This is a genomic window from Marinobacter sp. PE14 (assembly GCF_053566155.1).
Genome location: NZ_JBQXNY010000007.1, coordinates 128,219 through 149,454, shown reverse-complemented (window position 1 = coordinate 149,454; position 21,236 = coordinate 128,219). Strand labels below are relative to the sequence as shown.

The 21,236-nt window shown below is 58.1% G+C and carries 20 protein-coding genes; 17 read left to right on the top strand and 3 right to left on the bottom strand.

From position 1 onward, the window contains the following. Positions 1-205 precede the first annotated feature (205 nt). The 17 genes from ACWJ62_RS18910 (at position 206) to ACWJ62_RS18830 (ending at position 17,801) form a co-directional block, all read left to right on the top strand. Positions 206-1,138 carry a biogenesis protein MshI gene (locus tag ACWJ62_RS18910; protein WP_449287589.1) on the top strand — a complete coding sequence of 311 codons (933 nt, stop codon included), beginning with the start codon at positions 206-208 and terminating at the stop codon, positions 1,136-1,138. Then, positions 1,135-1,740 (top strand): PilN domain-containing protein, encoded by a 606-nt coding sequence (locus tag ACWJ62_RS18905; RefSeq protein ID WP_449287588.1) that lies wholly within the window; start codon positions 1,135-1,137, stop codon positions 1,738-1,740. The genes ACWJ62_RS18910 and ACWJ62_RS18905 overlap by 4 nt, the downstream gene beginning before the upstream one ends. Continuing rightward, positions 1,740-2,429 carry a type II secretion system protein GspM gene (gene gspM, locus ACWJ62_RS18900; protein ID WP_449287587.1) on the top strand — a complete coding sequence of 230 codons (690 nt, stop codon included), beginning with the start codon at positions 1,740-1,742 and terminating at the stop codon, positions 2,427-2,429. Before ACWJ62_RS18905 ends, gspM begins: the two co-directional genes overlap by 1 nt. A 43-nt stretch (positions 2,430-2,472) precedes the next feature. Next, entirely contained in the window at positions 2,473-2,778 is a 306-nt protein-coding gene (locus ACWJ62_RS18895) for a hypothetical protein (RefSeq protein WP_449287586.1), read from the top strand. A 17-nt stretch (positions 2,779-2,795) separates the two neighbouring features. Beyond that, positions 2,796-4,508: a pilus (MSHA type) biogenesis protein MshL gene (gene mshL, locus ACWJ62_RS18890; protein ID WP_449287585.1), complete on the top strand. Its 1,713-nt coding sequence runs from the start codon at positions 2,796-2,798 to the stop codon at positions 4,506-4,508. A gap of 1 nt (position 4,509) precedes the next feature. Further along, entirely contained in the window at positions 4,510-5,349 is an 840-nt protein-coding gene (locus ACWJ62_RS18885; protein WP_449287584.1) for an ExeA family protein, read from the top strand. After that, positions 5,346-6,488: a tetratricopeptide repeat protein gene (locus tag ACWJ62_RS18880; RefSeq protein ID WP_449287583.1), complete on the top strand. Its 1,143-nt coding sequence runs from the start codon at positions 5,346-5,348 to the stop codon at positions 6,486-6,488. Before ACWJ62_RS18885 ends, ACWJ62_RS18880 begins: the two co-directional genes overlap by 4 nt. Next, positions 6,488-8,266, top strand: a complete 1,779-nt coding sequence (locus tag ACWJ62_RS18875; RefSeq protein WP_449287582.1) for a GspE/PulE family protein — start codon at positions 6,488-6,490, stop codon at positions 8,264-8,266. Before ACWJ62_RS18880 ends, ACWJ62_RS18875 begins: the two co-directional genes overlap by 1 nt. Then, positions 8,266-9,495, top strand: coding sequence for a type II secretion system F family protein (locus tag ACWJ62_RS18870; protein ID WP_449287581.1), 1,230 nt, complete (start codon positions 8,266-8,268; stop codon positions 9,493-9,495). Before ACWJ62_RS18875 ends, ACWJ62_RS18870 begins: the two co-directional genes overlap by 1 nt. Then, positions 9,496-10,077, top strand: a complete 582-nt coding sequence (locus tag ACWJ62_RS18865) for a hypothetical protein (RefSeq protein ID WP_449287580.1) — start codon at positions 9,496-9,498, stop codon at positions 10,075-10,077. Positions 10,078-10,114: 37 nt separating this feature from the next. Further along, on the top strand, positions 10,115-10,642 hold the full coding sequence (locus tag ACWJ62_RS18860) for a prepilin-type N-terminal cleavage/methylation domain-containing protein (protein WP_449287579.1): 528 nt from the start codon (positions 10,115-10,117) through the stop codon (positions 10,640-10,642). Between the two features lie 35 nt (positions 10,643-10,677). Beyond that, on the top strand, positions 10,678-11,178 hold the full coding sequence (locus ACWJ62_RS18855; protein WP_449287578.1) for a type II secretion system protein: 501 nt from the start codon (positions 10,678-10,680) through the stop codon (positions 11,176-11,178). A gap of 70 nt (positions 11,179-11,248) precedes the next feature. Further along, positions 11,249-11,704, top strand: a complete 456-nt coding sequence (locus ACWJ62_RS18850) for a pilus assembly FimT family protein (RefSeq protein WP_449287577.1) — start codon at positions 11,249-11,251, stop codon at positions 11,702-11,704. Then, positions 11,701-12,192, top strand: a complete 492-nt coding sequence (locus ACWJ62_RS18845; RefSeq protein WP_449287576.1) for a type IV pilus modification PilV family protein — start codon at positions 11,701-11,703, stop codon at positions 12,190-12,192. The genes ACWJ62_RS18850 and ACWJ62_RS18845 overlap by 4 nt, the downstream gene beginning before the upstream one ends. Further along, positions 12,192-12,977, top strand: a complete 786-nt coding sequence (locus ACWJ62_RS18840) for a PulJ/GspJ family protein (RefSeq protein ID WP_449287575.1) — start codon at positions 12,192-12,194, stop codon at positions 12,975-12,977. The genes ACWJ62_RS18845 and ACWJ62_RS18840 overlap by 1 nt, the downstream gene beginning before the upstream one ends. Further along, positions 12,967-13,380 carry a hypothetical protein gene (locus tag ACWJ62_RS18835; RefSeq protein ID WP_449287574.1) on the top strand — a complete coding sequence of 138 codons (414 nt, stop codon included), beginning with the start codon at positions 12,967-12,969 and terminating at the stop codon, positions 13,378-13,380. Before ACWJ62_RS18840 ends, ACWJ62_RS18835 begins: the two co-directional genes overlap by 11 nt. Next, positions 13,377-17,801 carry a DUF2341 domain-containing protein gene (locus ACWJ62_RS18830; RefSeq protein ID WP_449287573.1) on the top strand — a complete coding sequence of 1,475 codons (4,425 nt, stop codon included), beginning with the start codon at positions 13,377-13,379 and terminating at the stop codon, positions 17,799-17,801. Before ACWJ62_RS18835 ends, ACWJ62_RS18830 begins: the two co-directional genes overlap by 4 nt. A 61-nt stretch (positions 17,802-17,862) precedes the next feature. Here ACWJ62_RS18830 and ntrC read toward each other — a convergent pair whose 3' ends face one another. The 3 genes from ntrC to ACWJ62_RS18815 all read right to left on the bottom strand — a co-directional run bounded on the left by ntrC (position 17,863) and on the right by ACWJ62_RS18815 (position 21,160). Next, a complete protein-coding gene (ntrC, locus tag ACWJ62_RS18825; RefSeq protein WP_449287572.1) occupies positions 17,863-19,290 on the bottom strand; it encodes a nitrogen regulation protein NR(I) in 1,428 nt (475 codons plus the stop codon). After that, entirely contained in the window at positions 19,287-20,381 is a 1,095-nt protein-coding gene (gene glnL, locus ACWJ62_RS18820) for a nitrogen regulation protein NR(II) (RefSeq protein WP_449287609.1), read from the bottom strand. The genes ntrC and glnL overlap by 4 nt, the downstream gene beginning before the upstream one ends. Before the next feature lie 254 nt (positions 20,382-20,635). Beyond that, positions 20,636-21,160, bottom strand: a complete 525-nt coding sequence (locus ACWJ62_RS18815; RefSeq protein WP_449287571.1) for a DUF4124 domain-containing protein — start codon at positions 21,158-21,160, stop codon at positions 20,636-20,638. Positions 21,161-21,236 lie beyond the last annotated feature (76 nt).

The window sequence follows — 21,236 nt, the reverse complement described above, 5'->3', positions numbered from 1 at the left end:
TCCGAAGTGAGTAAAGCCTCCGCCTTGCGGGGGCTTTATTGTTACTGACTTGCAAAAACGGTGTGAAATCAGCCAAAAAAACGTGGAGTTACGTTCACTTTCTCATCTATCATGTGATCCATTGTAAAAATAGCCTGTTTTTTAGGCAGCATACTAACGACTTGAGGCTGGCGAGTGGCCTTCGGGTCCTTCTTCAACGGACTCCATGACAAAGACATCAATTCTCAGAAAGCTGACCGGCCTGTTCAGGCGCTCCGGGGCACGCTTGCGGGTATGCCTTGAGATCCGCCCGGACGGCATTGCCTGGGCGGAATCCGCCGGATCCGATGCAGGGCGATCGGGCTTCAGTGATTGTCTGCCTGCCAGGCGTCTGGAGGCCCTCGCCGCGCTGGTGGAAAGTCACGGTTGGTCGGGCGCTGCGACGACGCTTGTGCTGCCTCTGGACCAGTACCAGGTATTCCAGATGGATCGCCCGGAAGGCATCGAGGAATCGGAGCTGGGCGATGCCCTTAAGTGGAAGCTGAAGGACTTTCTGGATTTCAGTCCGTCTGAGGCGGTTTCCGATGTGTTTCCCTTCCCCCGGGATGCTTCCCGTGGCCGCGGTGAGCTGGTTAACGTGGTCGCAGCCAGGAAAGTACTGGTCTCGGAACTGGTTCGGCTGGTTCAGGAAGCAGGCCTGGAGCTGGAGCGCATTGATATTGCCGAGCTTGCGTTGCGAAACCTGGTGTGCCGGCTGGATGAGAATCGTCGCGGGGCAGCACTGGTGCATTTGAAAGACAATTACGGCCAGATGGTGATCTGCAGAGACAATACCCTGTATCTGTCGCGCAAACTGGATGTGACCTCCGAAGACCTCCGTGATGCTGCCCGCCAGGAATCGGCCGTCCAGTCGTTGGCTCTGGAAATGCAGCGTTCCCTGGACTATTACGAAAGCCAACTGGGCCAGGTGCCGCCGGCGACGATTCGTCTTATTGCCCGTGATAGTGTCCTGCCACTCGCCTCCATGCTGTCCTCCTATGTGGCCGCTGGTATCGAAACCCTCGACTGGAGCGCCCTGGGCCTTCAGGCCGATCTGGACAGTCGTTGCCTGCCTGCCTGGAGCGCATGCTTGCCAATGCCGGAGGACGGGCGCCCATGATCCAGCAGGTCAATCTCTACACAGACGAGCTTCGCCCGCGTAAGGAAAGGCTCCAGGCGGGGGTGGCGGTTGGTGTTCTGCTCGTGGGGTTGCTGCTGGTGGCGTTCGTGGCCGGATTCCTGACCTACGAGAACTCCGTGATGGCCAATAAGGCCTCGCGTCTGGATCGGCAGAATCAGCAGCTTGAGCAGGCCGTGGCGGAGCTTTCAGCGGCGGTTCAAGCCCGCCAGCCGAATGCGGAAGTGGAGGAGGCTCTGAAGCGCGTTACCCAGATCCTTGCCCGGCGCCAGCGCTTGTTAGAAAGGGTGGAGAGCCTGGTGCTCTCGGAAGGCCGCAACTTCTCGCCGCAATTGTCAGCACTGGCCCGGCAGATCCCGAAAGACGTTTGGCTAACCGACGTTACTCTCGAGTCAGGCCCGGACAAGGTCACCATTGAGGGACGAAGCCGTGATGGCGCTCTGGTGCCCCGATACCTTGAAAATCTGGGCGACGAGGCGGCCTTTGCCGGAAAAACCTTTGGCGTGTTCCGGTTGTCGCGGTCGGAGGAAGGCCGCTGGATCGATTTTCATGTTTCCAGTAAACGCGATGGGGAGGCCAACTGATGGCGGATGCGTCCAACACTTCCCTGGCACGAGCGGCGCAGTGGTATAACCTGCGCCCGATTCGTGAGCGGGCACTGATTCTGCTCACGGCGCTGGTGCTTGTCCTGGTTCTGGCCTGGGAGCTTGCGGTTACGCCATTGCAACAACGGCACCAGAGCCTGGAAAATCGCCTCCAGACGCTGTCCACCAGTCGGGACGACCTGCTGGCGCAGCAACAGACGCTCGATGCACAGCTCGCGACCGATCCGTCCCGGGAATTGCGGAATCAGCTAAGCGCCCGTCAGCAGAGACTGGGACGGCTCGATCAGCAGATCGCGGATACCACGGGGCAATTGATCGCACCCACGGCGATGGTGGCATTGCTCAGGAATATTCTGGCAGCCCAGGAATCGCTGGAGTTGCAGACCCTCGAGTTACAGGCTCCAACCCCGGTTTTCGCACCGGGTGCACCCGAGCAGTCCTCTCAGGAGTCGCAGGCGGCGCCTGAGCCACTGCTGTATGCACACGATGTCGAGCTCCGGATCAAGGGGAGCTATCTCGATGTACTGAAGTACCTGCAGCGGCTGGAGGCGATGGATGAGCGCCTCGGCTGGATCAGGCTGGAATACAGCGCGGGAGAATGGCCCTCGGGTGAGGCCGTCATCAGAGTGCAAACGCTGAGCCTGGATCAGGCCTGGCTGGGGGTATGAGATGAGCAAACGCCTGAATAAAACAGCACGTCGGTGGTTTTGCATGGCGCTCGGCTATTTGCTTTTGTTTGCCGGCCCGGCCCTGGCACTGCAGGATCCGACCCGGCCGCCGGGTCCGCAGGCCAAAGTTGCCAAGCCGGCGCCAGAGCGGTCACTGGCTCTGGATTCCATTCTTTTCAGCAAGGACAGGCGTGTCGCCGTAATCGAAGGTGAGGCCCTCAGGGAAGGCCAGGGTTTTGACAACGTGCGGGTTATCCGGATCTATGCCAATCGTGTTCTGGTAACGGATAACGGCCGCGAACGGGTGTTGTACCTGGAGAGACTTCCGCAGGTTCGGGGAACTCAATGACAGACAATCGGATATTCATGACAACCATTAAAATCACTGGCGCACTGGCGTTGAGCCTGATATTGACGGCGTGCAGTAACAACCCGTTGATGCGCTCGGCGACAGCTACCTCAACCGATGCTGCGGACGCCATTGACCAAAGCCTCGAAGAGGCCACGCAACCAGCACCGGCAGCGCCCACGTCGGCTGAGCCTTCAGCGCCTTTGCCTGCGGACGTAAGCGCTGCATTGCTGCCGCCACTGTCAGGCAGCGCGGATCTGGACGAACGTTTTGACGTCAATGCCCGGGGCGTGCCTGCCGCAAGCTTTTTTGAATCGCTGGTCGAGGGGACCCGCTACAACGTTGTGGTTCATCCCGATGTCGCTACCAGTATCGATCTCCGACTGGGTGATGTCACCGTACCGGAAGTCATGGATATTGCCGGCGATCTGTATGGCCTGGATATCCGTCGCAATGGCCGGCTGTTCCGTGTTCAGGCGGATCAGGTCCAGACGCGGATGTTTCCCATTGATTACCTGCATTTCAAACGCAGAGGCGGCTCCGAGACCCGCGTAAGTTCCGGGCAGGTGACGGGGGCACGCAGTGGCAGTTCCGGTAGCTCCAATAGCAATGGCGACAACACCGGTTCCGGCGAGACGCGCAACCTGGTGGGAACCACCATTTCCACGGAAACGGCGTCGGATTTCTGGCAGGACATCCAACGCGCGTTGAGCATGATTGTCGGTGGCGGTGATGGCCAGCAGGTAATCGTTAATCCAGGTGCCGGTCTGGTGATGGTCCGGGCGGGTTTCGAGGATTTGCGCATGGTTGAGGAGTATCTGCGCCGCACTGAGTTAATTATGCAGCGTCAGGTGATCCTGGAAGCGAAGATTTTGGAGATCGGACTGAACGAGAGCTATCAGCAGGGCATTAACTGGTCGGATATTCAGAGTGCGTCATCGGTAATCGCCAGTGATGGCCTTCCGGCAGAATTCACTGCGCAGGCTCTTGCAGGACAGGTAATACAGACATCGGACATAGGCGGCCTTTTTTCAGCCACTTTCAGGGAGGGCAGTTTTACGGCCCTGATTGAGCTGTTGGGGAGCCAGGGTAATGTCCAGATCTTGTCCAGCCCAAGAATCTCCACAATTAATAATCAGAAGGCGGTCATCAAGGTCGGTACCGACGAGTTCTTCGTGACCGATATTGATTTCGACGACAACAATTCCGCCGTGACGGCCACGGATTCAACATCAACCTCCGTGGAGTTGACCCCCTTCTTCTCCGGCATTTCGCTGGATGTCACTCCCCAGATTTCCGAAAGCGGTGTGATCACCCTGCACGTACATCCCTCCGTCAGTGAGGTGACCGATCAGGAAAAGGTGATCACCATTGGCGAGCGGGACGTCACGCTGCCCCTGGCCAGCAGCACGGTTCGTGAAACCGACAGCGTGATCCGCGCCGAGAGCGGCCAGATTGTGGTAATCGGTGGTCTGATCCAGAACTCCAGTGAGGACAACAATTCCGCGGTTCCCTTCTTCAGCGAGATCCCGCTGGTGGGCGAACTGTTCAAGCAACGGCGTTTCCAGTCGCGCAAGAGCGAACTGGTCATCCTTCTGCGCCCGGTTGTGGCCGGAACGCCGGAGATGAACGCGGATGTTTCTGCCAGCCGGGAGCGCATGAATGTGCTGCGTGAGTTGCTGCAATCGTCTGAATCCGTCACACCGGAACCGGAGAAAGCCGTTCGATAGCATGTACGAAGCCCATTTCGGACTGCAGGAAGCACCGTTCGCATTGACGCCCAACACCCGCTATTTTCTGCGGGCGCCCAGCCATGGCGATGCGCTGGAACTCTTGTTGGTGGCGCTGAAAGAGCGGGAGGGCTTCATCAAGATCTCCGGAGAAGTGGGCACAGGTAAAACCCTGTTGTGCCGGCTCTTGCTCAACGAGCTCGAGCAGGTTGCGCACACCGCCTACATCCCGAACCCACAACTTACTCCGGATACCCTGTACGAAGCCGTGGCCGAGGAGTTGGGGGTGGATATGTCTGGCTGCGCCAATGCGCACCAGGTTCTCAAGGCCATCAACGAAAAGTTGATCAACCATGCCATGGATCAGAAATCGGTCGTTCTGGTGATTGACGAGGCCCAGGCCATGCCTGAGGAAACCATCGAGGCGTTGCGTCTGTTAACGAACCTGGAAACCGAGAGTGTCCGGCTGCTGCAGGTGGTCCTGTTTGGTCAGCCGGAACTCGATGTATTGCTTAAAAAGCAGAGCCTGCGCCAACTGAATCAGCGCATCACCTTCCACTACCGCCTGGCGCCACTGGACCGAAACTCGGTTGCCCAGTATTTGCGTCATCGCCTGGCGCAGGCCGGCTATAACGGCGCTGACCTTTTCGCGCCGGGTGCGCTTCGTCTGATTACCCGGGCTTCCGGTGGTATTCCGAGGCTGGTTAATATCCTTGCCCACAAGTCCATGTTGGCGGCCTGGGGTCGGGGCGACCGTCTTATCGAGCGGGGCCATGCCATGCAGGCCATCCGCGACACCGAGAGCGTTCGCTTGCCGGGGCTGATCGGGAGGTGGCTATGAGTCTCCTGAACGATGCCCTGCGAGCGGCAGAACAACGTCAGAACCGTCCGGAAGTGGCGGCTGCCTATGCCGGGCAATCGCAATCGCGAGGCCGCCCGCGTTCCGGGCTCTGGGCAGTTGTATTGCTCTTGGCCGTGGGCTTGGTTGGCGCTTCAGCCTTCTGGTTCATGACTCGGGCCGGCATTGAAGAGATGCCTGTCGATGTGAGCGCCCTGCCAGCGTCGGAAACCGCCATGGCGCCGCCAATTGATCAGGATGCCGGAACCGAAAAGAGTTCAGCTGATTCGCAGTCTGCGGACGTTGGGCAAGATACCATCGAGCCAGCTGTGTCCAGGGTCGAGAATGAGCCGGTCAGCCAGCAGCCACCAGCCCCTGAGCCCCCCGCCGTGGTACAGCCCGAACCCAAAGCCAGGGAAGTAGCCGAGGCGGTCGAGCCAGAGCCAAAGCCCGAACCGGTAAGAGTCGAAGCTTCCGAGCCTGAAGCCGCCGTCAGTAAGCCGGTGGTGGCAGAAAGCAAGCCTGCCCAGGAAGCGGAGGTGCCAACCCCGTCGGTGAAGCAGATTCGTGAGACGCCCGACGCCATTGATCGCCGCGTTAGCCGGGAGCTGGCCTCATTACTGAGAAGCGGTGAAACTCGGGAAGCCGAGCAAAAGCTACAGGAACTGGCCGCTGCTCAGGCCGCGACGGCCAGTCGGGAAGTTTTCGCGCGTCAGATGTTGGTGCAGGAAATGCCTGACCGGGCACTGGCATGGCTTCCGGAATCGGTGACGGACAGCGATGCCGGTCTGCGACTTCTCAGGGCCCGGGCGCTCCACGCCAAGGGCAGGCTGCCTGATGCAATCGCTGCCCTGGAGAGCAGTGTGCCCGCTGTGCGCCAGAACGTGGAATATCGGGTAACCCTGGCGACCTTGTTGCAACAGGCCGGCCGCAATGCCGACGCGGCCCGACACTGGTCGGCCCTGATTGCCGAGGACGACAGCCGCGCGGCCTGGTGGGTGGGCCTGGCGATTGCTCTGGAGGCGGGCGGTGAGATCAATAGTGCGGTTCGGGCTTACAGCCAGGCTGTCCAGTTACCCGGGCTTTCGCCTTCCCTGGCGGATTATGTTCGTGAACGACTGAAATCTTTGCAGGCGGGATGATGACGACAGAGCCAAAAAAGAAAGTCCGGTTAGGCGACCTGCTGGTGCAGAATGATGTCATCACTGAGCAGCAGCTGATGACGGCCCTGCGCGAGCAGAAAAGCACCGGACGCAAGCTTGGCAAGACACTGACTGATCTTGGCTATGTGGACGAGGACAGCCTGCTCAATATCCTGTCCCGTCAGCTTGATGTACCTTTTGTGCAGCTGCGTCACTACCAGTTCAACAATGAGCTGGTAAAAAAGCTCCCGGAAGCCATGGCCCGTCGGTTCCGCAGTATCGTGCTGGCGGAGCATGGTGGCGAATTGCTCGTGGGCATGGCCGATCCTCTGGACATCTTTGCCTACGATGAGCTGGTTCGCATTCTGAAGCAGCCCATCAAACAGGCAGTGGTGCGGGAAAGCGAACTGCTTAACACCCTGGATCTGGTCTACCGGCGCACCGACGAAATCGCCTCCCTGGCGGAAGAGCTGGAGGATGAACTGGGCGACGATGCCTTCGACCTGGCAGATCTGTCTGCCGAGTCTGAAAGCGCCGAAGCACCCGTGGTCAAACTGCTGCAAACGCTGTTCGAGGATGCTGTGCAGGCGCGTAGTTCGGACATCCACATTGAGCCCGATGAAACTGTGGTCCGTATACGGCAGCGGGTGGATGGCGTGCTTCAGGAACAGGTGATGAAGGAGAAACGGGTCAATGCCGCGCTGGTGTTGCGCCTGAAGCTGATGGCAGGCCTGAACATCTCTGAAAAGAGGATGCCCCAGGACGGGCGCTTCAACGTCCGGGTCAAGGGGCGCAGTATCGACGTGCGGGTGTCCACCATGCCCGTTCAGTACGGCGAATCCGTGGTGATGCGTTTGCTGGACCAGAGCCAGGGCATGTTGAACCTGGACGGCACGGGGATGCCGGCACAGCTGCTGGAAAGGTTCCGCCGGATGATCAAGAAGCCCCACGGCATGATACTGGTGACCGGCCCCACTGGTAGCGGTAAAACCACCACGCTTTATGGCGCCCTGACGGAACTGAACCGCCCGGAAGTGAAAATCATCACCGCCGAGGATCCGGTGGAATACCGCCTGCCCCGGATTACCCAGGTGCAGGTGAACCCGAAAATCGGGCTGGAATTTGCGAATGTACTGCGATCCGCGCTGCGACAGGATCCCGACGTGATCCTGGTAGGGGAGATGCGAGATCGCGAGACCGTGGAAATCGGCCTGCGAGCGGCCATGACCGGCCACCTGGTGCTCTCCACCCTGCACACCAACGATTCCATCAGCAGTGCGATGCGGCTGATTGATATGGGGGCGGAGCCCTTTCTGGTGGCCAGCTCCCTGCTCGGCGTTGTTGCCCAGCGTCTGGTACGGCGGGTCTGTGATAACTGTGCCGAAGCCTACACGCCCACGGAACAGGAACTGGTCTGGCTGCGCAGTTTTGATCTGGATCCTCTGGATCTAGAGGCCGGTTTCGTTCATGGCCGTGGTTGTTACCAGTGCAGCAACACAGGCTATAAGGGACGGATCGGCGTTTACGAGATGCTGGAAATGAACGAGGCCATGCTGGATGCCCTTCGGCGCCAGGACGTCTCCGGTTTTACCAAGGCAGCTCGTGTGAGCCCGCTTTATCGACCGCTCGGGCAATGCGCCATGGATTTCGCGTTGCAGGGCACCACCACACTTGAAGAAGTGGCACGGGTGGCCGCCACTTCCGAAGGCGAGTACTCACCGGATGACGAGATTCCTTTACCGGATGAGCCTGTTGGGCCGGCCGGGGGAGATGCCTGATGCAGTTCAGCTACCGGGGCAAGGATGATCGTGGCGGTGTCCAGCAGGGTTTGCTGGGCGCTCCCAATGCCGATGCTGCTGCCACCGAACTGATGCGCCGGGGTATTACTCCGCTCGCCATCCGGGAGGTACAGGAAACGGAATCCGTCATCGATCGATTGAATCGCCTGCCGATTTTCCGGAAGAAGGTCACCCTCGATGAGCTGATTGTGTTCTGCCGCCAGATGCATGCGCTGACCAAGGCTGGCATTCCCCTGATCCGAACCATGCGTGGCCTGGCTGAGACCTCCCGATCTCCGGTGCTGGCGGAAGTTCTGGAAGATGTGACCACCCGGCTTGAGGGCGGCACAACTATGGCGGCCGCCATGCAGGCCCACCCCAAGGTGTTCTCCGAGCTGTTCATTGCCATGATCCACGTGGGCGAGAACACCGGGATGCTCGACGACGCCTTCCGGCGCCTGTCGGAAATTCTCGAGCTGGAGCGGGATACCAAGCGGCGTCTGAAGCAGGCGATGCGTTATCCGATGTTTGTCATCATTGCCCTGTTATCGGCACTGATGATCGTGAACTTTCTGGTTATCCCGAAATTCGCGTCGGTATTCAACAAACTGGGGGCGGACTTGCCGTTCCTGACTCAGGTGCTGGTTGGAACCTCCAATTTCCTCCTCGCCTACTGGTACGTGATGCTGTTTGCGGTTGCCGCTGGCGGACTGTTGCTGCGGCAGTGGAAACAAACGGAACAGGGGCGGCTGACCTGGGATCGTTACAAACTCAAGTTACCCATTATCGGACCGCTGCTGGAATTGATCACGCTCAGCCGGTTTTCGAGGAACTTTGCTACCATGCTGTCCGCGGGTATGCCCGTGACAACCGCGTTAACCGTGGTGGCTGATACAACTGATAACGCGTGGATCTCGAGTCACATCAAGGATATGCGAGCCGGCATCGAGAGAGGCGAGAGCCTGCTCAGAACAGCCAGGCACAGCGAAATGTTCACCCCGTTGATTCTGCAGATGATTGCGGTGGGCGAGGAAACCGGCTCCGTGGACGACATGCTCAACAACGTGGCGGATTTTTACGATGAGGATGTCGACTACGGCCTCAAGCGGCTGGCGGAGTCGATTGAGCCGATATTGATTGTGGCCATGGGCGTTCTGGTTTTGATTCTGGCACTGGGTGTGTTCCTCCCGATCTGGGACCTGGGGGCCGCCGCCATGGGGCGGGGCTGAGTGCCAGCGGCAAAACTGGCGGACGCCAGCGGGTACTCGCTTTCCCGCAAGTTTCGTCTGGCAGTCGTGGTAATCGTGCTGGGCGTGCTGTGGTGGTTCCTGCTCGGTGTGTTGGAGCGGGAAACCCGAAATGCCGAAGAGCGGGCCGCTAACATGGTGATCAGCCAGCTGAGATCGGCCCTGGTGATCAAGGGTGCAGAAGTGATGCTGAGCCGTGGCGGGCGCCTTGCGGAGCATCGGGGCATCAACCCGTTTGAGCTGGTGGAACATCATTGGGGCAATTACAAAGGGCAGTGCCAGGCCGAACAACTGGCACCGGCGACCTGGTGTTTCCGGGTTAAAGAACAAAAAGAAACAGAAAACGGGCCCAAAGGCTGGTTAATTTATAAACCAGGGCAGCCGATAACCATAGACAGTCGGCAAGCCAATGAAGAGCAGCCTCTGGCCTGGACAGTGACAACGGAATTTGCAGACCGCAACGGGAATGGTGCGCGGGAGCAGGAAGAACGGCTGACGGGGTTAAAACTCGCCCCGGTGTCGTTGACAGAAGAAGCAGCGCAAACGCAGGATGCGCAACGCTGACCAGACAGACGAACGAAACCGTAGAGAGGCCGACGCTATGAAGCGGGATTTTAGAACGAACAGACGAAAGGGTTTCACTCTGATTGAGCTGGTGGTCGTCATTGCCATCCTGGCAATTCTTGCCGCCTTCGCTTTGCCCCGGTTTGCCCAGCTTTCCGAGCAGGCGCATCAGTCCAGTATTCGGGCAACTGCGGGGGCTCTTTCTGCAGGCGTGGCGCTGACAAAGACCCAGTGGGTGTCCAACGGCCTGACAACGGCGACCGCCAATGTCCAGGGCTTTGGGAATGACAACGTTGACGTTAGCGATGAGGGCTGGCCGACCGCAACCAATGACGTTACCAGTGCAGATATGACTGAAGCACGCTGTCAGCAGGTCTGGGCTGGGGTTCTGCAATCCAACGCGCCGAGTATCACCGGCACCAACCCGGATTACGAGGTAACGATCCAGGCCGATTCCGACGGTGATCCGGGGAGTGACTGTGTTTACACCTACCAGCTCGACGGGCAGGGCAGCACAATTGGTTACGACGCCGACACCGGCGAAATCACAACCACAATCAACTGATTTAACAAACCCAAACGGAAGAACGGAGAAGTACCATGAAAGCGATGACAGCCATTGCGGCAAGAAAAGAGAAAGGCTTCACCTTGATCGAATTGGTCATGGTGATTGTGATTCTGGGCATTCTGGCGGCGTTTGCTTTGCCGAGGTTTGCGGATTTGGGAGGAGATGCCCGCTCTTCATCCCTTCAAGGGCTCGCTGGTGCGATGAAGTCAGCGGCTTCAATTGCTCACTCGGCGCAGCTTGCAAGTGGGAGCACGCTTGGTACGAGTGTGACCCTGGAAGGCCAAACAGTCACTATGGTTAACGGCTACCCTACGGCGGATACCGACGGCATTGTTGCTGCGATCGACGTAGATACAACCAATGACTATACAGTTTCAACAACCGATGCTGGTGGTACCGCTGGTGGGGATACCATTACCCTTGAGATTCAGGCCAATTGTGCTGTCCAGTACACCGCTGCAAATGCTGCGACTGATAACACCGGTCCAATAACGAGCAGCTACAGCGTTACGGTTAATGACGGTGGTTGCTGATTTATTGATTGAAATTCCGAGATCATATTGGATTTCGAACTGGGGCAGGACGAGCTCGGGAGTACCCTAAGTGCCGGTTGAGAAGCTGGAATCTGGGTTCACCGTAATTGAGCTGGTGATGGTCATCATCCTGATCGGAGTTCTCTCCGCTCTGGGTATTGGCCTGTTCGCCAGCCGCTCGGCCTTCTCCCCCTTGCTGGCTACCCAGCAACTTGCCTCCGCCACGCTGCTCGCCCAGCAGGCAGCGCTGGCGGGGAATCCCGCCAATACCCTGACCATTGAGCAGGGTGGGGATAACTTCCGATTCATTGTGGGAGCTGGTTCCGGCAATGCGCGGACCTTCGAAATAGCCCGGGAAGGCACCAGCCTGTCAGCTCCGGGTGGGTTGCCATTGACCCTGACCTTTGACAACAAAGGGGCGCCTTCAACCGGCACCAATCTGCAATTTACCTTTTCAGGTGACAGTACCTTCCAGACCTGCCTAAGTTCTCTGGGCGCGGTGTACGCCGGGAGCTGCCAGTCATGAGGTCGACTCAAACTGGCGCAACCCTGGTGGAACTGGTGATCACGATCGTGATCATCAGCGTTGCCATTGCCGGCGTTGTCGGTGCGTTTTCGCTGATCACAGGTCGAAGTGCTGACCCGTTGAATCAGACCCGTGCTGTAAAGCTTGCTCAGCTCTACATGGATGAGATTCTGACCCAGAAATACGATGACCAGACGCCCCAGGGTGGTTCCCCCAAGTTTTCGGGCGCATGTTCCATTGGCCCGGAAGGTTCCGAAGGGCGAACGACCTTTGACGATGTCGATGACTATGATGGTCTTACCGGGGCGCCATCGACCGCTACCGGTGCCGCTCTGAGTGGCTACTCCGGTTTCTCGATTTCGATCGCCATTGCCTGTGCTGGAACGGAAGTTGGCTTGCCCGCAGATGAAGCCAAGCGGATTGATCTCGAGATCATCGCCCCAGGAAACCAGACCTTTTCATTCACCGCATACCGGGCCAACTTCTGATGCGTGCGGGCCGTGGCTTCACCCTGGTAGAACTTGTCATGGTGATCGTATTGCTGGCCATCGTGGCCACGATCTCGGTCCGCTTTGTCAGTCTGTCCACGCAGGGCGCACTGGATGTCAGCTCCCGGCAACAGCGTTCCCTCGCTGGTGTGGTGATCAGTGAGCAGATCAGTCGCGAGGTTCGGGAGGCGCTGCCAACATCCATCAGAACCAATGCGAGTGGCAGTTGCCTTGAGTGGATGCCGATTCTGGCCGCCTCCAACTATCTCGATCTTCCCCGAGGCGCAAATCCGGATTCATTTCGGGCTGTCCCACTGCCAGCCGGAGCATCTGCCTCTGGGCGGGTGGTGGTGTATGGCTACGGGTCAGACGTATACAGCCCGGGCAGTCCCGGGCCGATCTCGCCACTGGCGACTATGCCCTCCGGTCCTTCCCCGGTGACCGTTACCTTCGATTCGGGGGCAACACATCGTTTTTCGGCGCAGTCGCCGGAACGCCGCTTTTATATTGTGGGCCAGCCGGTTTCTGTTTGTCAGGTAGGGGCGTATCTGTATCGCTACCGGAACTACGGCATCAACGCCTCACCCGCATCGGGCCTGCCGTCGAACTATCCGGGTCGGGAGGTCATGGCCGCGACACTGGCGACCAACTCAATGAATTTCCAGGTAACGCCGCCAAGCCTGCGGAGAGGCGCGGTGGTTTCGTTCGGCTTTGTGCTGGCGGATCCGGATTCTGGTGAGACTACCGATATCAGCCAGGAGGTTCAGATTCGCAATGTACCCTGAGCCTCGCAATCTGGTTAATCAGGGCGGCGCTGGTCTGCCCGTTGCCTTGTTCATTATCACCGTGCTGGCTCTCCTGGTGATTGGCATGGCTCAACTGCAGCAGGCCAGCGGTGACTCTGTCAGCCTGCAGATTCAGTCCCAGAGGGCGTTCTATGCAGCAGAGAGTGGCGCGCAGGTGGCCGTGAGGGATGTGCTTGAGGCGGGTAATTGCAGCGCTTTGACAACGCCTTTGTCCTTCTCCGCATCAGCGCTCAACGGTTGCAGCGCTGCGCTGACCTGTGAATCCGTTACAGAAAACATCAGTGGCCCCGGTGGCAACACGGTTTTTTCGATTGCCAGTACGGGGCAGTGTGGCAGCGGACCTGATCGGGCTGTCCGGACAATTGAGGTGCGTGTCAGATGAAGTGGACCAGAACCAACCGCCCGATATCCGGTTTGCTATCTGTACTGGTTTTAATGGCTTGGGCCGGATTTTCTGAGGCCGCATGGTTTGATCCTGACTGGAATTACCGCAAGGCGATCCAGATCCAGGCCAGTCAGGTGGTGGGTGATCAGGCAGATTTCACGGTTATGTTCAGGGCAATAGACGCGGATCTGGCAAATTCCGCCCAAGCGGACGGCGATGACATTGTTTTCGCACTTGAGGATGGAACCAAACTTGACCATGAGCTAGAGCGCTATGATGGAAATTCTGGTGAGTTGGTGGCGTGGATCCGGATTCCAACCCTGTTGGCATCCGCCAATACCAGTCTCTACCTGTATTACGGCAATCCATCGGCGGGAAACCAGGAGAGTCCAGCTGGCACCTGGGACAACGACTTTCAAATGGTTCATCACCTGGAAGAGCCAGGTGGGCGGCAGACGACGTTAGAAGATTCGACCGCCAACCTGAATAATGGCGACCTGTTAGGGCAGGGCAACAATTACCCGACGTATCTCAACAATGGCATTGTCGCCGGTGCAAGAGCGCATCCGGGGCAGTTCGCTAACGGACAATCTGAAGATCCGGCGGTACGATTTTTTGATTTTGGTAATCCGGGGCTGTCAACGAGTTTTACTGCCGAAGCCTGGGCAAGGGTATCCGGCAACCAGTCAGGAAGCGATCATCACCCGATTCTCTGGAAAGGTAATGTTATTGGCTGGGGTGCCAACTACTTTTTTCGAATTGCCGTCAGGCAGAACAACGGTATTACGTGGGGCGTGACCTGCGGCAACACCGAGGCCTGGTTCGATGGCGGTAGTGCAAGTACCGGTTGGGCTCACTACGCCATCAGTTTCGACGGGACCACCACTCGTGCTTACATTAACGGGCAACAGGTTGCATCCGATAACGACTGTGCAGGCAGAGATCTCAACGTAACGTCTCAGCCCTACAGGTCTGGTTATGGCATCGTTCAGGGCAACGGTGAAACCATTCTGAATGGCGACGTTGATGAGGTCCGAATCTCTTCACGGCCCCGCTCTGGTGACTGGCTGAGAACCCACTACAACAACCTCTCTGATCCGGGAGCCTTTTTTGTTGTAGGTAATGAAGAGACGGGCGGATTCTGCAGCACATTGACGGCCCTTTTCTGCGACGATTTCGAACGCGGTTCTCTTGGGCCCGACTGGTCTGTGGTGACAGCGTCCGGCGGTGATGCCGGTATCAGTGCGCAAACCAGCAAGAGTCCCGTTCGTTCTCTGTATACCTCCAGCGGCTCTGCCGAGGTTACGCTTGCGCCTATCGATCTTTCCGGGCTGACATCGGGCACCGTCGCCTATTGGTGGAGGCGGGGTGATGATGCTTTCAGTGAAGATCCGGATGGCGGTGAAGACCTTCGGGTCGAGTATCTTGATGATGCCGGCAACTGGGAACTGATTGACCGATATCCGGGTAACGGGACCAACGGTGAGTCCGGCGATGTCGTCTTCACACTGCCGCCCGATGCATTTCACAGTGATTTCCGGATACGGTTCGTTCAGGAATCAGGCAACAGCGGTAACTTCGATTTCTGGCACATTGACGATGTTGTCATTGACGGCAGCTCCTCCCCATTGACTTGTGCTGGCGATACCTTTGGTACTGCCACCCTGTCGCCGGATGACTGGATCACCAATGTTTCCAGCGGCAGCTTTACACCCGGTATTGTTAACGGTCGCCTCCGTATGACAGAGGCCTCCGGGAACCAGGCGACAGCGGCAACGTTCCAGAATCTGATCCCCGGAGCGGACAACTACGTTCGACTGGAATTCGACTATTTTGCTTACGGTGGCAACGGTGCTGATGGCCTGACGGTTGTGCTGTCGGATGCCTCTGTTACCCCACAGCCCGGGAGCTTTGGGGGCTCGCTCGGATACGCCCAGCGCAACAATGGCGATCCCGGATTCGCGGGTGGTTGGCTGGGTATTGGTCTGGACGAATTCGGAAACTTTTCCAACGCCAGTGAGGGGCGCGTGGGCGGTATCGGCTTTGTTCGGGACGCAGTCGCAATCCGTGGTGCCTCCCAGAGTAGCTACCAATACCTCGGAGGGACCGGCTCCCTGAACCCGGGGATTGACCAGCCCGGTAACAATCCGACGCCTCACCGCTATCGGATAATTGTTGACTCTAGAGGCGGTGTCGGTCCGATTGTCTCCGTCGAGAGGGATGTTTCAGGGACAGGCAACAACTTCCAACAGCTTGTTCAACTGGACCTGAGCAGTTTTCCGAATCAGCCGGCGACGCCCGAGAATTTCTACCTTTCTTTGACTGGCTCAACGGGTGGTTCCACCAATATCCATGAGCTGGATGATTTGCAGCTTTGCGCCGAAAAGCTGAATCCGGTTGGGAAGTTGGTTGATCACTTCGAGTTTGTGCATGACGGCACAGCACTGACCTGTCAGCCGGAAACAGTAACGGTCAGAGCCTGTGAAAATTCCGATTGCAGCGTGCTTTTTACGGACCCGGTGGATGTGACATTAAGCCCTTCGGGATGGGTTGGTGGTGACAGTTTTTCATTCAGTGGCGGCCAGGCTACTCGCCAGCTGCAGATCACGACGGCGGGAACGGCGAGCCTGGCCATTGCATCCTCAAATCCTTCAACGAAGGCCTTTACCCAGACTCTCTGTGATAACGGAGGTGGCAGCGTTTCAGCCGCCGCTTGCGATCTGCCTTTCCTTGATGCGGGTCTGGCCTTCAATATACCAGACCTGATTTCTCACCAATCAGCGACCTCAATCCAGATAAGGGCCGTGCGCCGAGACAACCAGACTGGCGCGTGCGTTCCGGCTTTTGAAAATGTGCAGCGGGAGGTGAATTTCTGGTCGACTTATGTTGATCCGGGGCCGTCCGGTCGTCCCGAGAGCCGTCCGGTGTTCGTTGAAAATACGGAGGTTGGATCCGGCCAGGCGAACGCCACGCCGATCAGCCTTCAGTTCGGTACTGGCGGTATTGCAGAGGTGGATGTTCTCTATTCCGACGCAGGCCTGATAAACCTCGACGCCCTTTATCTCGGTTCGACAGCCACCAACGATGACGGTTTGCAAATGCCGGGAGCAGACAGTTTTGTTAGTGTTCCGGCCGGCTTTTGTGTGACATCGGCGGGTGATTGCCCGGTCGGAGACTCGACCTGTCCTGCATTCAGGAAAGCCGGACAGTCGTTTGATCTCTCGATTACCGCAGTAGGTTGGGAGCAGAGTGGTGATGGTGACCTGTGCCAGGGTAATCCGGTCACGCCGAATTTCCGATTACTGGATATTCCGTTATCGACTACCCTCGTTCAACCGGCCGGCGGGGCTTCCGGTTCCGTAACGCCGGTCAGTTACTCCCACACGAGATCCTCATCGGCAGAAGAAATTGTGGCAACCGAGGTCTCGGAGGTCGGTGTTTTCCGTTTTGAGGCTTCTCCCGTACCGGGAAGCTATCTTGGGCGAGATGTTCCCAGTGGGCGTAGTGTGCCGATCGGACGCTTTTACCCTGACCGTTTTCGGGTATCTGTCGATCCCGGCGAGTTTGAGGCGCAGTGCTCTACAGGATCTCCTTTTGTTTACACCGGCGAGACCTTTGACTGGCTGGTCACGCCGTCGTTGACCATTGAGCCGCTTTCTGTCCAGGGAACTCGTACCCTGAACTACACATTCACTGGCTTCCAGAAGCTTGTGGCATCTGATATCAACCGCTTGTATCCAAGCTCCGACACTGCAGCCGTCGACAGGGCTGGCGCTTTTATGACGCTCTCTCCAACCGAGATTGGAGGCAACCTCACAGCACCTGTGTCTTCGCTGGGCTCAGGATTGATGCAGTATGATTTCTCGGCGTCGGACAGCTTCGTGTATAACAAGTCGCCTGATGCCCAGATTGCGCCTTTCGTTCCCCAGCTTGAATTTTCCGTTACCAGCCTGGTTGATTCTGATGGTGTAGCAGCCGCCGCTGCTCCTTACCCGTTTACACCTATGGCCGCGTTCGATATCCGGTTTGGCCGGTTCACCCTTGAGAACGTCTATGGTCCTGAAAATATCGGGTCACTCGAAATGCCATTCAGGCTTGAATACTGGGACGGATCCCGTTTCATGATCCACATGGATGATAGCTGCACAACGTGGAATACAGCTGATTTGACCAATTCGGAAAACCATCATTCGCTCAGTGCCGGTGCGCCTCCAAGCGACACCTTCTCAATGGGCGAGGCTCCGCCGCTGGAACTCGTGCCGAACGGAACCCGTGGAACCGATTCGTTGGTCTGGAATGTCGACTCATGGCTGGAGTTTGATTGGAATGATGATGGCACTCTCGAAGATCCGATTGGGCTGGCAACGTTCGGCGTCTATCGGGGCCACGACAGAGTGATCTACTGGCAGGAACGATAAAAAAGGGCAGGACCTGAGTCCTGCCCCAAAACATCAACGAACCCCGGCGGTTCGCCAATCGTCAGTCGTCTTCGTGTTCCGGATGATCCATCCCTAACTCATTGATCTTCCGGGTCAGCGTGTTCCGCCCCCAACCCAGAAGAATCGAGGCATCACGGCGGCGGCCGCCGGTGTGTTTCAGCGCTGTTTCGATCATGATTTTCTCGAACTCGGGCACAGCCGTATCGAGAATCCCTTTCTTACCCCGCTTGAGCTCCTGTTCGGCCCAGTTTTTCAGACCCTCCTGCCAGGTCGTTCCCGTGGTCGGTGTCTCCGCCTGGTGCAGCAGTTCCGGCGGCAGGTCATCAATGTGGATCTCGCGGCCACTGGCCATCACGGTCAGCCAGCGGCAGGTGTTCTCCAGCTGGCGGACGTTGCCCGGCCAGGGCAGGGTGGTGAGGTATTCCTCGGCCTCTTCGCGCAGTATCTTGGGCTCTACGGCCAGTTCTTTTGCGGCCCGTTTCAGGAAGTGCTGCATCAGCCGGGGGATGTCTTCCCGGCGTTCTGCCAGCTTGGGCAGATGCACGCGAATAACGTTCAGGCGGTGGAAGAGGTCTTCCCGGAAGGTCCCCGCCTGCACCAGCTTTTCCAGATCCTGGTGCGTTGCAGCGATGATGCGCACGTCCACTTTGATGGGCGTGGTGCCACCCACTCGGTAGAACTCGCCGTCGGCCAGAACCCGCAATAGTCGTGTCTGGGTGTCGGCGGGCATGTCGCCGATTTCATCAAGGAACAGTGTGCCGCCGTTGGACTGTTCGAAACGACCCTGGCGGGCGGCGCCGGCGCCGGTAAAGGCGCCTTTTTCGTGGCCAAACAGTTCGGATTCAATCAGGTCTTTCGGAATAGCGGCCATGTTCAGGGCAATGAACGGGTGGTTGGCCCTGGGGCTGTGGTTATGCAGTGCCTGGGCGACCAGTTCCTTGCCTGTGCCGCTCTCCCCGTTGATCAGTACGGTAATGTTGGAGTGGGACAGCCTGCCGATCGCGCGGAAAACTTCCTGCATGGCCGGTGCTTCACCAATAATTTCGGCGTTTCGCTGGGCCATCTCGGCCTGGGGTTCACCACTGGCCCGTTTTTCGTGGCTGTGGGCGACGGCCCGTTTGACCAGCGCGACGGCATCATCCACATCGAACGGCTTGGGAAGGTATTCGAATGCGCCGGTCTGGTAGCTGGTCACCGCGCTCTCGAGGTCCGAGTGCGCGGTCATGATGATCACGGGCACGTCCGGGTGAGCGTCCACGATCTGGGAAAGAAGTGTGATGCCGTCGACACCGGGCATCCGGATGTCGCTGACGATGGCATCCGGCTGTTCGTGCTCCAGCCGCATCATGATGCTTTCGCCACTCTCAAAAACTCGGGGCTGCATACCGGCCTGGTTAAGGGCGCGCTCCAGCACCCAGCGAATACTGCGGTCGTCGTCTATGATCCAGACGTTCGCCGGTTGGCTCATGGGGTGTCCTCCAGAGGCAGGAAGATGATGAAGTCGGTTCGGCCTGGCTCGCTTTCGCATTCAACCAGTCCGCGGTGTTGACCAATGATGCTCTGGGTGATGGAAAGCCCCAGACCGGTGCCACTGGCACGGCCACTGATCATCGGATAGAAAATGTTCTGCACCAGCTCCGGCGGAATTCCCGGGCCGTTGTCGATAACGTCGACCCGGCACACCAGCTTGTGGCGTCGGTTGCCAATGGTGAACTGACGCAGGGTGCGGGTGCGGAAGGTAATGGTCGGAGGCTCCTCGGAGCCGTGACCGCTCTGGTTTTCGAAGGCCGCTTCCATGGCGTTCCTGGCAATATTCAGGAACGCCTGGATGAGTTGTTCCTTGTCGCCTTTGAACTCGGGAATGCTGGGGTCGTAATCCCGCTCGAAATTCAGTCGGCCTTTGCTTTCCGCCTCAAGCAGGGTGCCCACTCGCTCCAGGATTTCATGGATGTTGGTCGGCGCCAGTTTTAGCGCCTTGTTGGGTCCCAGCATCCGGTCGACAAGGCTCCTGAGGCGGTCCGCCTCGTCAATGATGACCCGCGTGTATTCCCGCTGGTCTTCACTGCTGAGTTCCCGGTCAAGCAGCTGGGCCGCGCCCCGAATTCCGCCAAGCGGGTTCTTGATCTCGTGGGCCATACCACGGACCAGAATACGGGTGGTCTCCTGCTGGGAGATGATGTCTTCCTCACGGCTGATCCGCATCAGCCTGTCCCTGGGCTGGATTTCGATCAGCAGTTCCGTCGGCTCCAGGCTGATGGGCGTTACGGAATAATCCACCGTGAGCCGTGAACCGCTGGTCAGAAGAAACTCGGCCTCCCTTCGGGTGTAGGATTGCCCGTTCTGAACGGCGGCGAACAGGGTTTTCAGGGCGTCCTCGGATTCGACCAGAATGTCCTGGAAGGGTTGGCCCTGGCTACGAGTCATGCTGGTTTCGAACAGGCTCTCGGCGGCCGGGTTAAGGTACTGGATAGCCAAGCTATCCTCGAGCACCAGAACAGCCGTGGTGAGGCTGTCGAGAATGCTCTTGTATCCCGTTTGATGGGCCGAGGGCAGTGCCATGCGTGAATCCCGTTGGTTCGACATAAAGTGACTTCCGGAGTTTTGCAAAAAGCGAACCACTTTGAGCCCGGTTCATAAATGAATGGGCAAAGTGCGGGCAGAGGGGCGTATTGGCGCTGAAAAGTGCCGTAAGCTGGTGCAAATGGGGGGAATGCCTCTGACCAGCACGGAAAATTCGCCCCGTTGCTGATCAGAGTATGGCTTTTTTCTGGTGCGCGCGCACCATAATAGTGCGAATCGCCGGGTTGGCAGGGTCAGTTCAAAGCGGAAGGGCGGTGAACAGTAAACGTGATCGGTGAGCCGGTTTTTACCTGAACACCGTTTTCATCGACGATGTGTGCGCGAGCTTCATGGGTTCCACGGAACACGTTGTTGACGGTGATTGAGCCGGAAGAACTCTGACCGACAGGCTGCCCGTCCAGAGTCACCTCGTATTTGTGGCCGGGCTGCAGGCCAGGGGTGCTGCGAACTTCGAACTGAACATCGCCGCTGCCACTGTTGAACGCCTGGTTGTTATCCGGATAGGCGAAAGAAACGCTTTCGTAGGCAGCGCCTTCCCGCTGAACTTCTTCACGCAGCTTGTCGGTTTCCTGCACCACCTCTGGCTTGGGCAGGGTGATTGTAGTGACCGGCTTGACCTCCACCGCTTCAGAGCCTTCGCTGGGCTCGTCAGAGTAGGTCACGTTGCCGTAGGAATCGACATTGCGGTAAACCTCGGCATAGACCGGAGTTACCAGAAAAAACAGAAGGCCGGCACACAATCCAGACTTTGGATTCATAAGCTCACCTGTTATTGGGTTTCCCCGATTATCGGCGGGGCCCGGGGTGTTTTCAACGCTTGTCGCCCGGATGTTG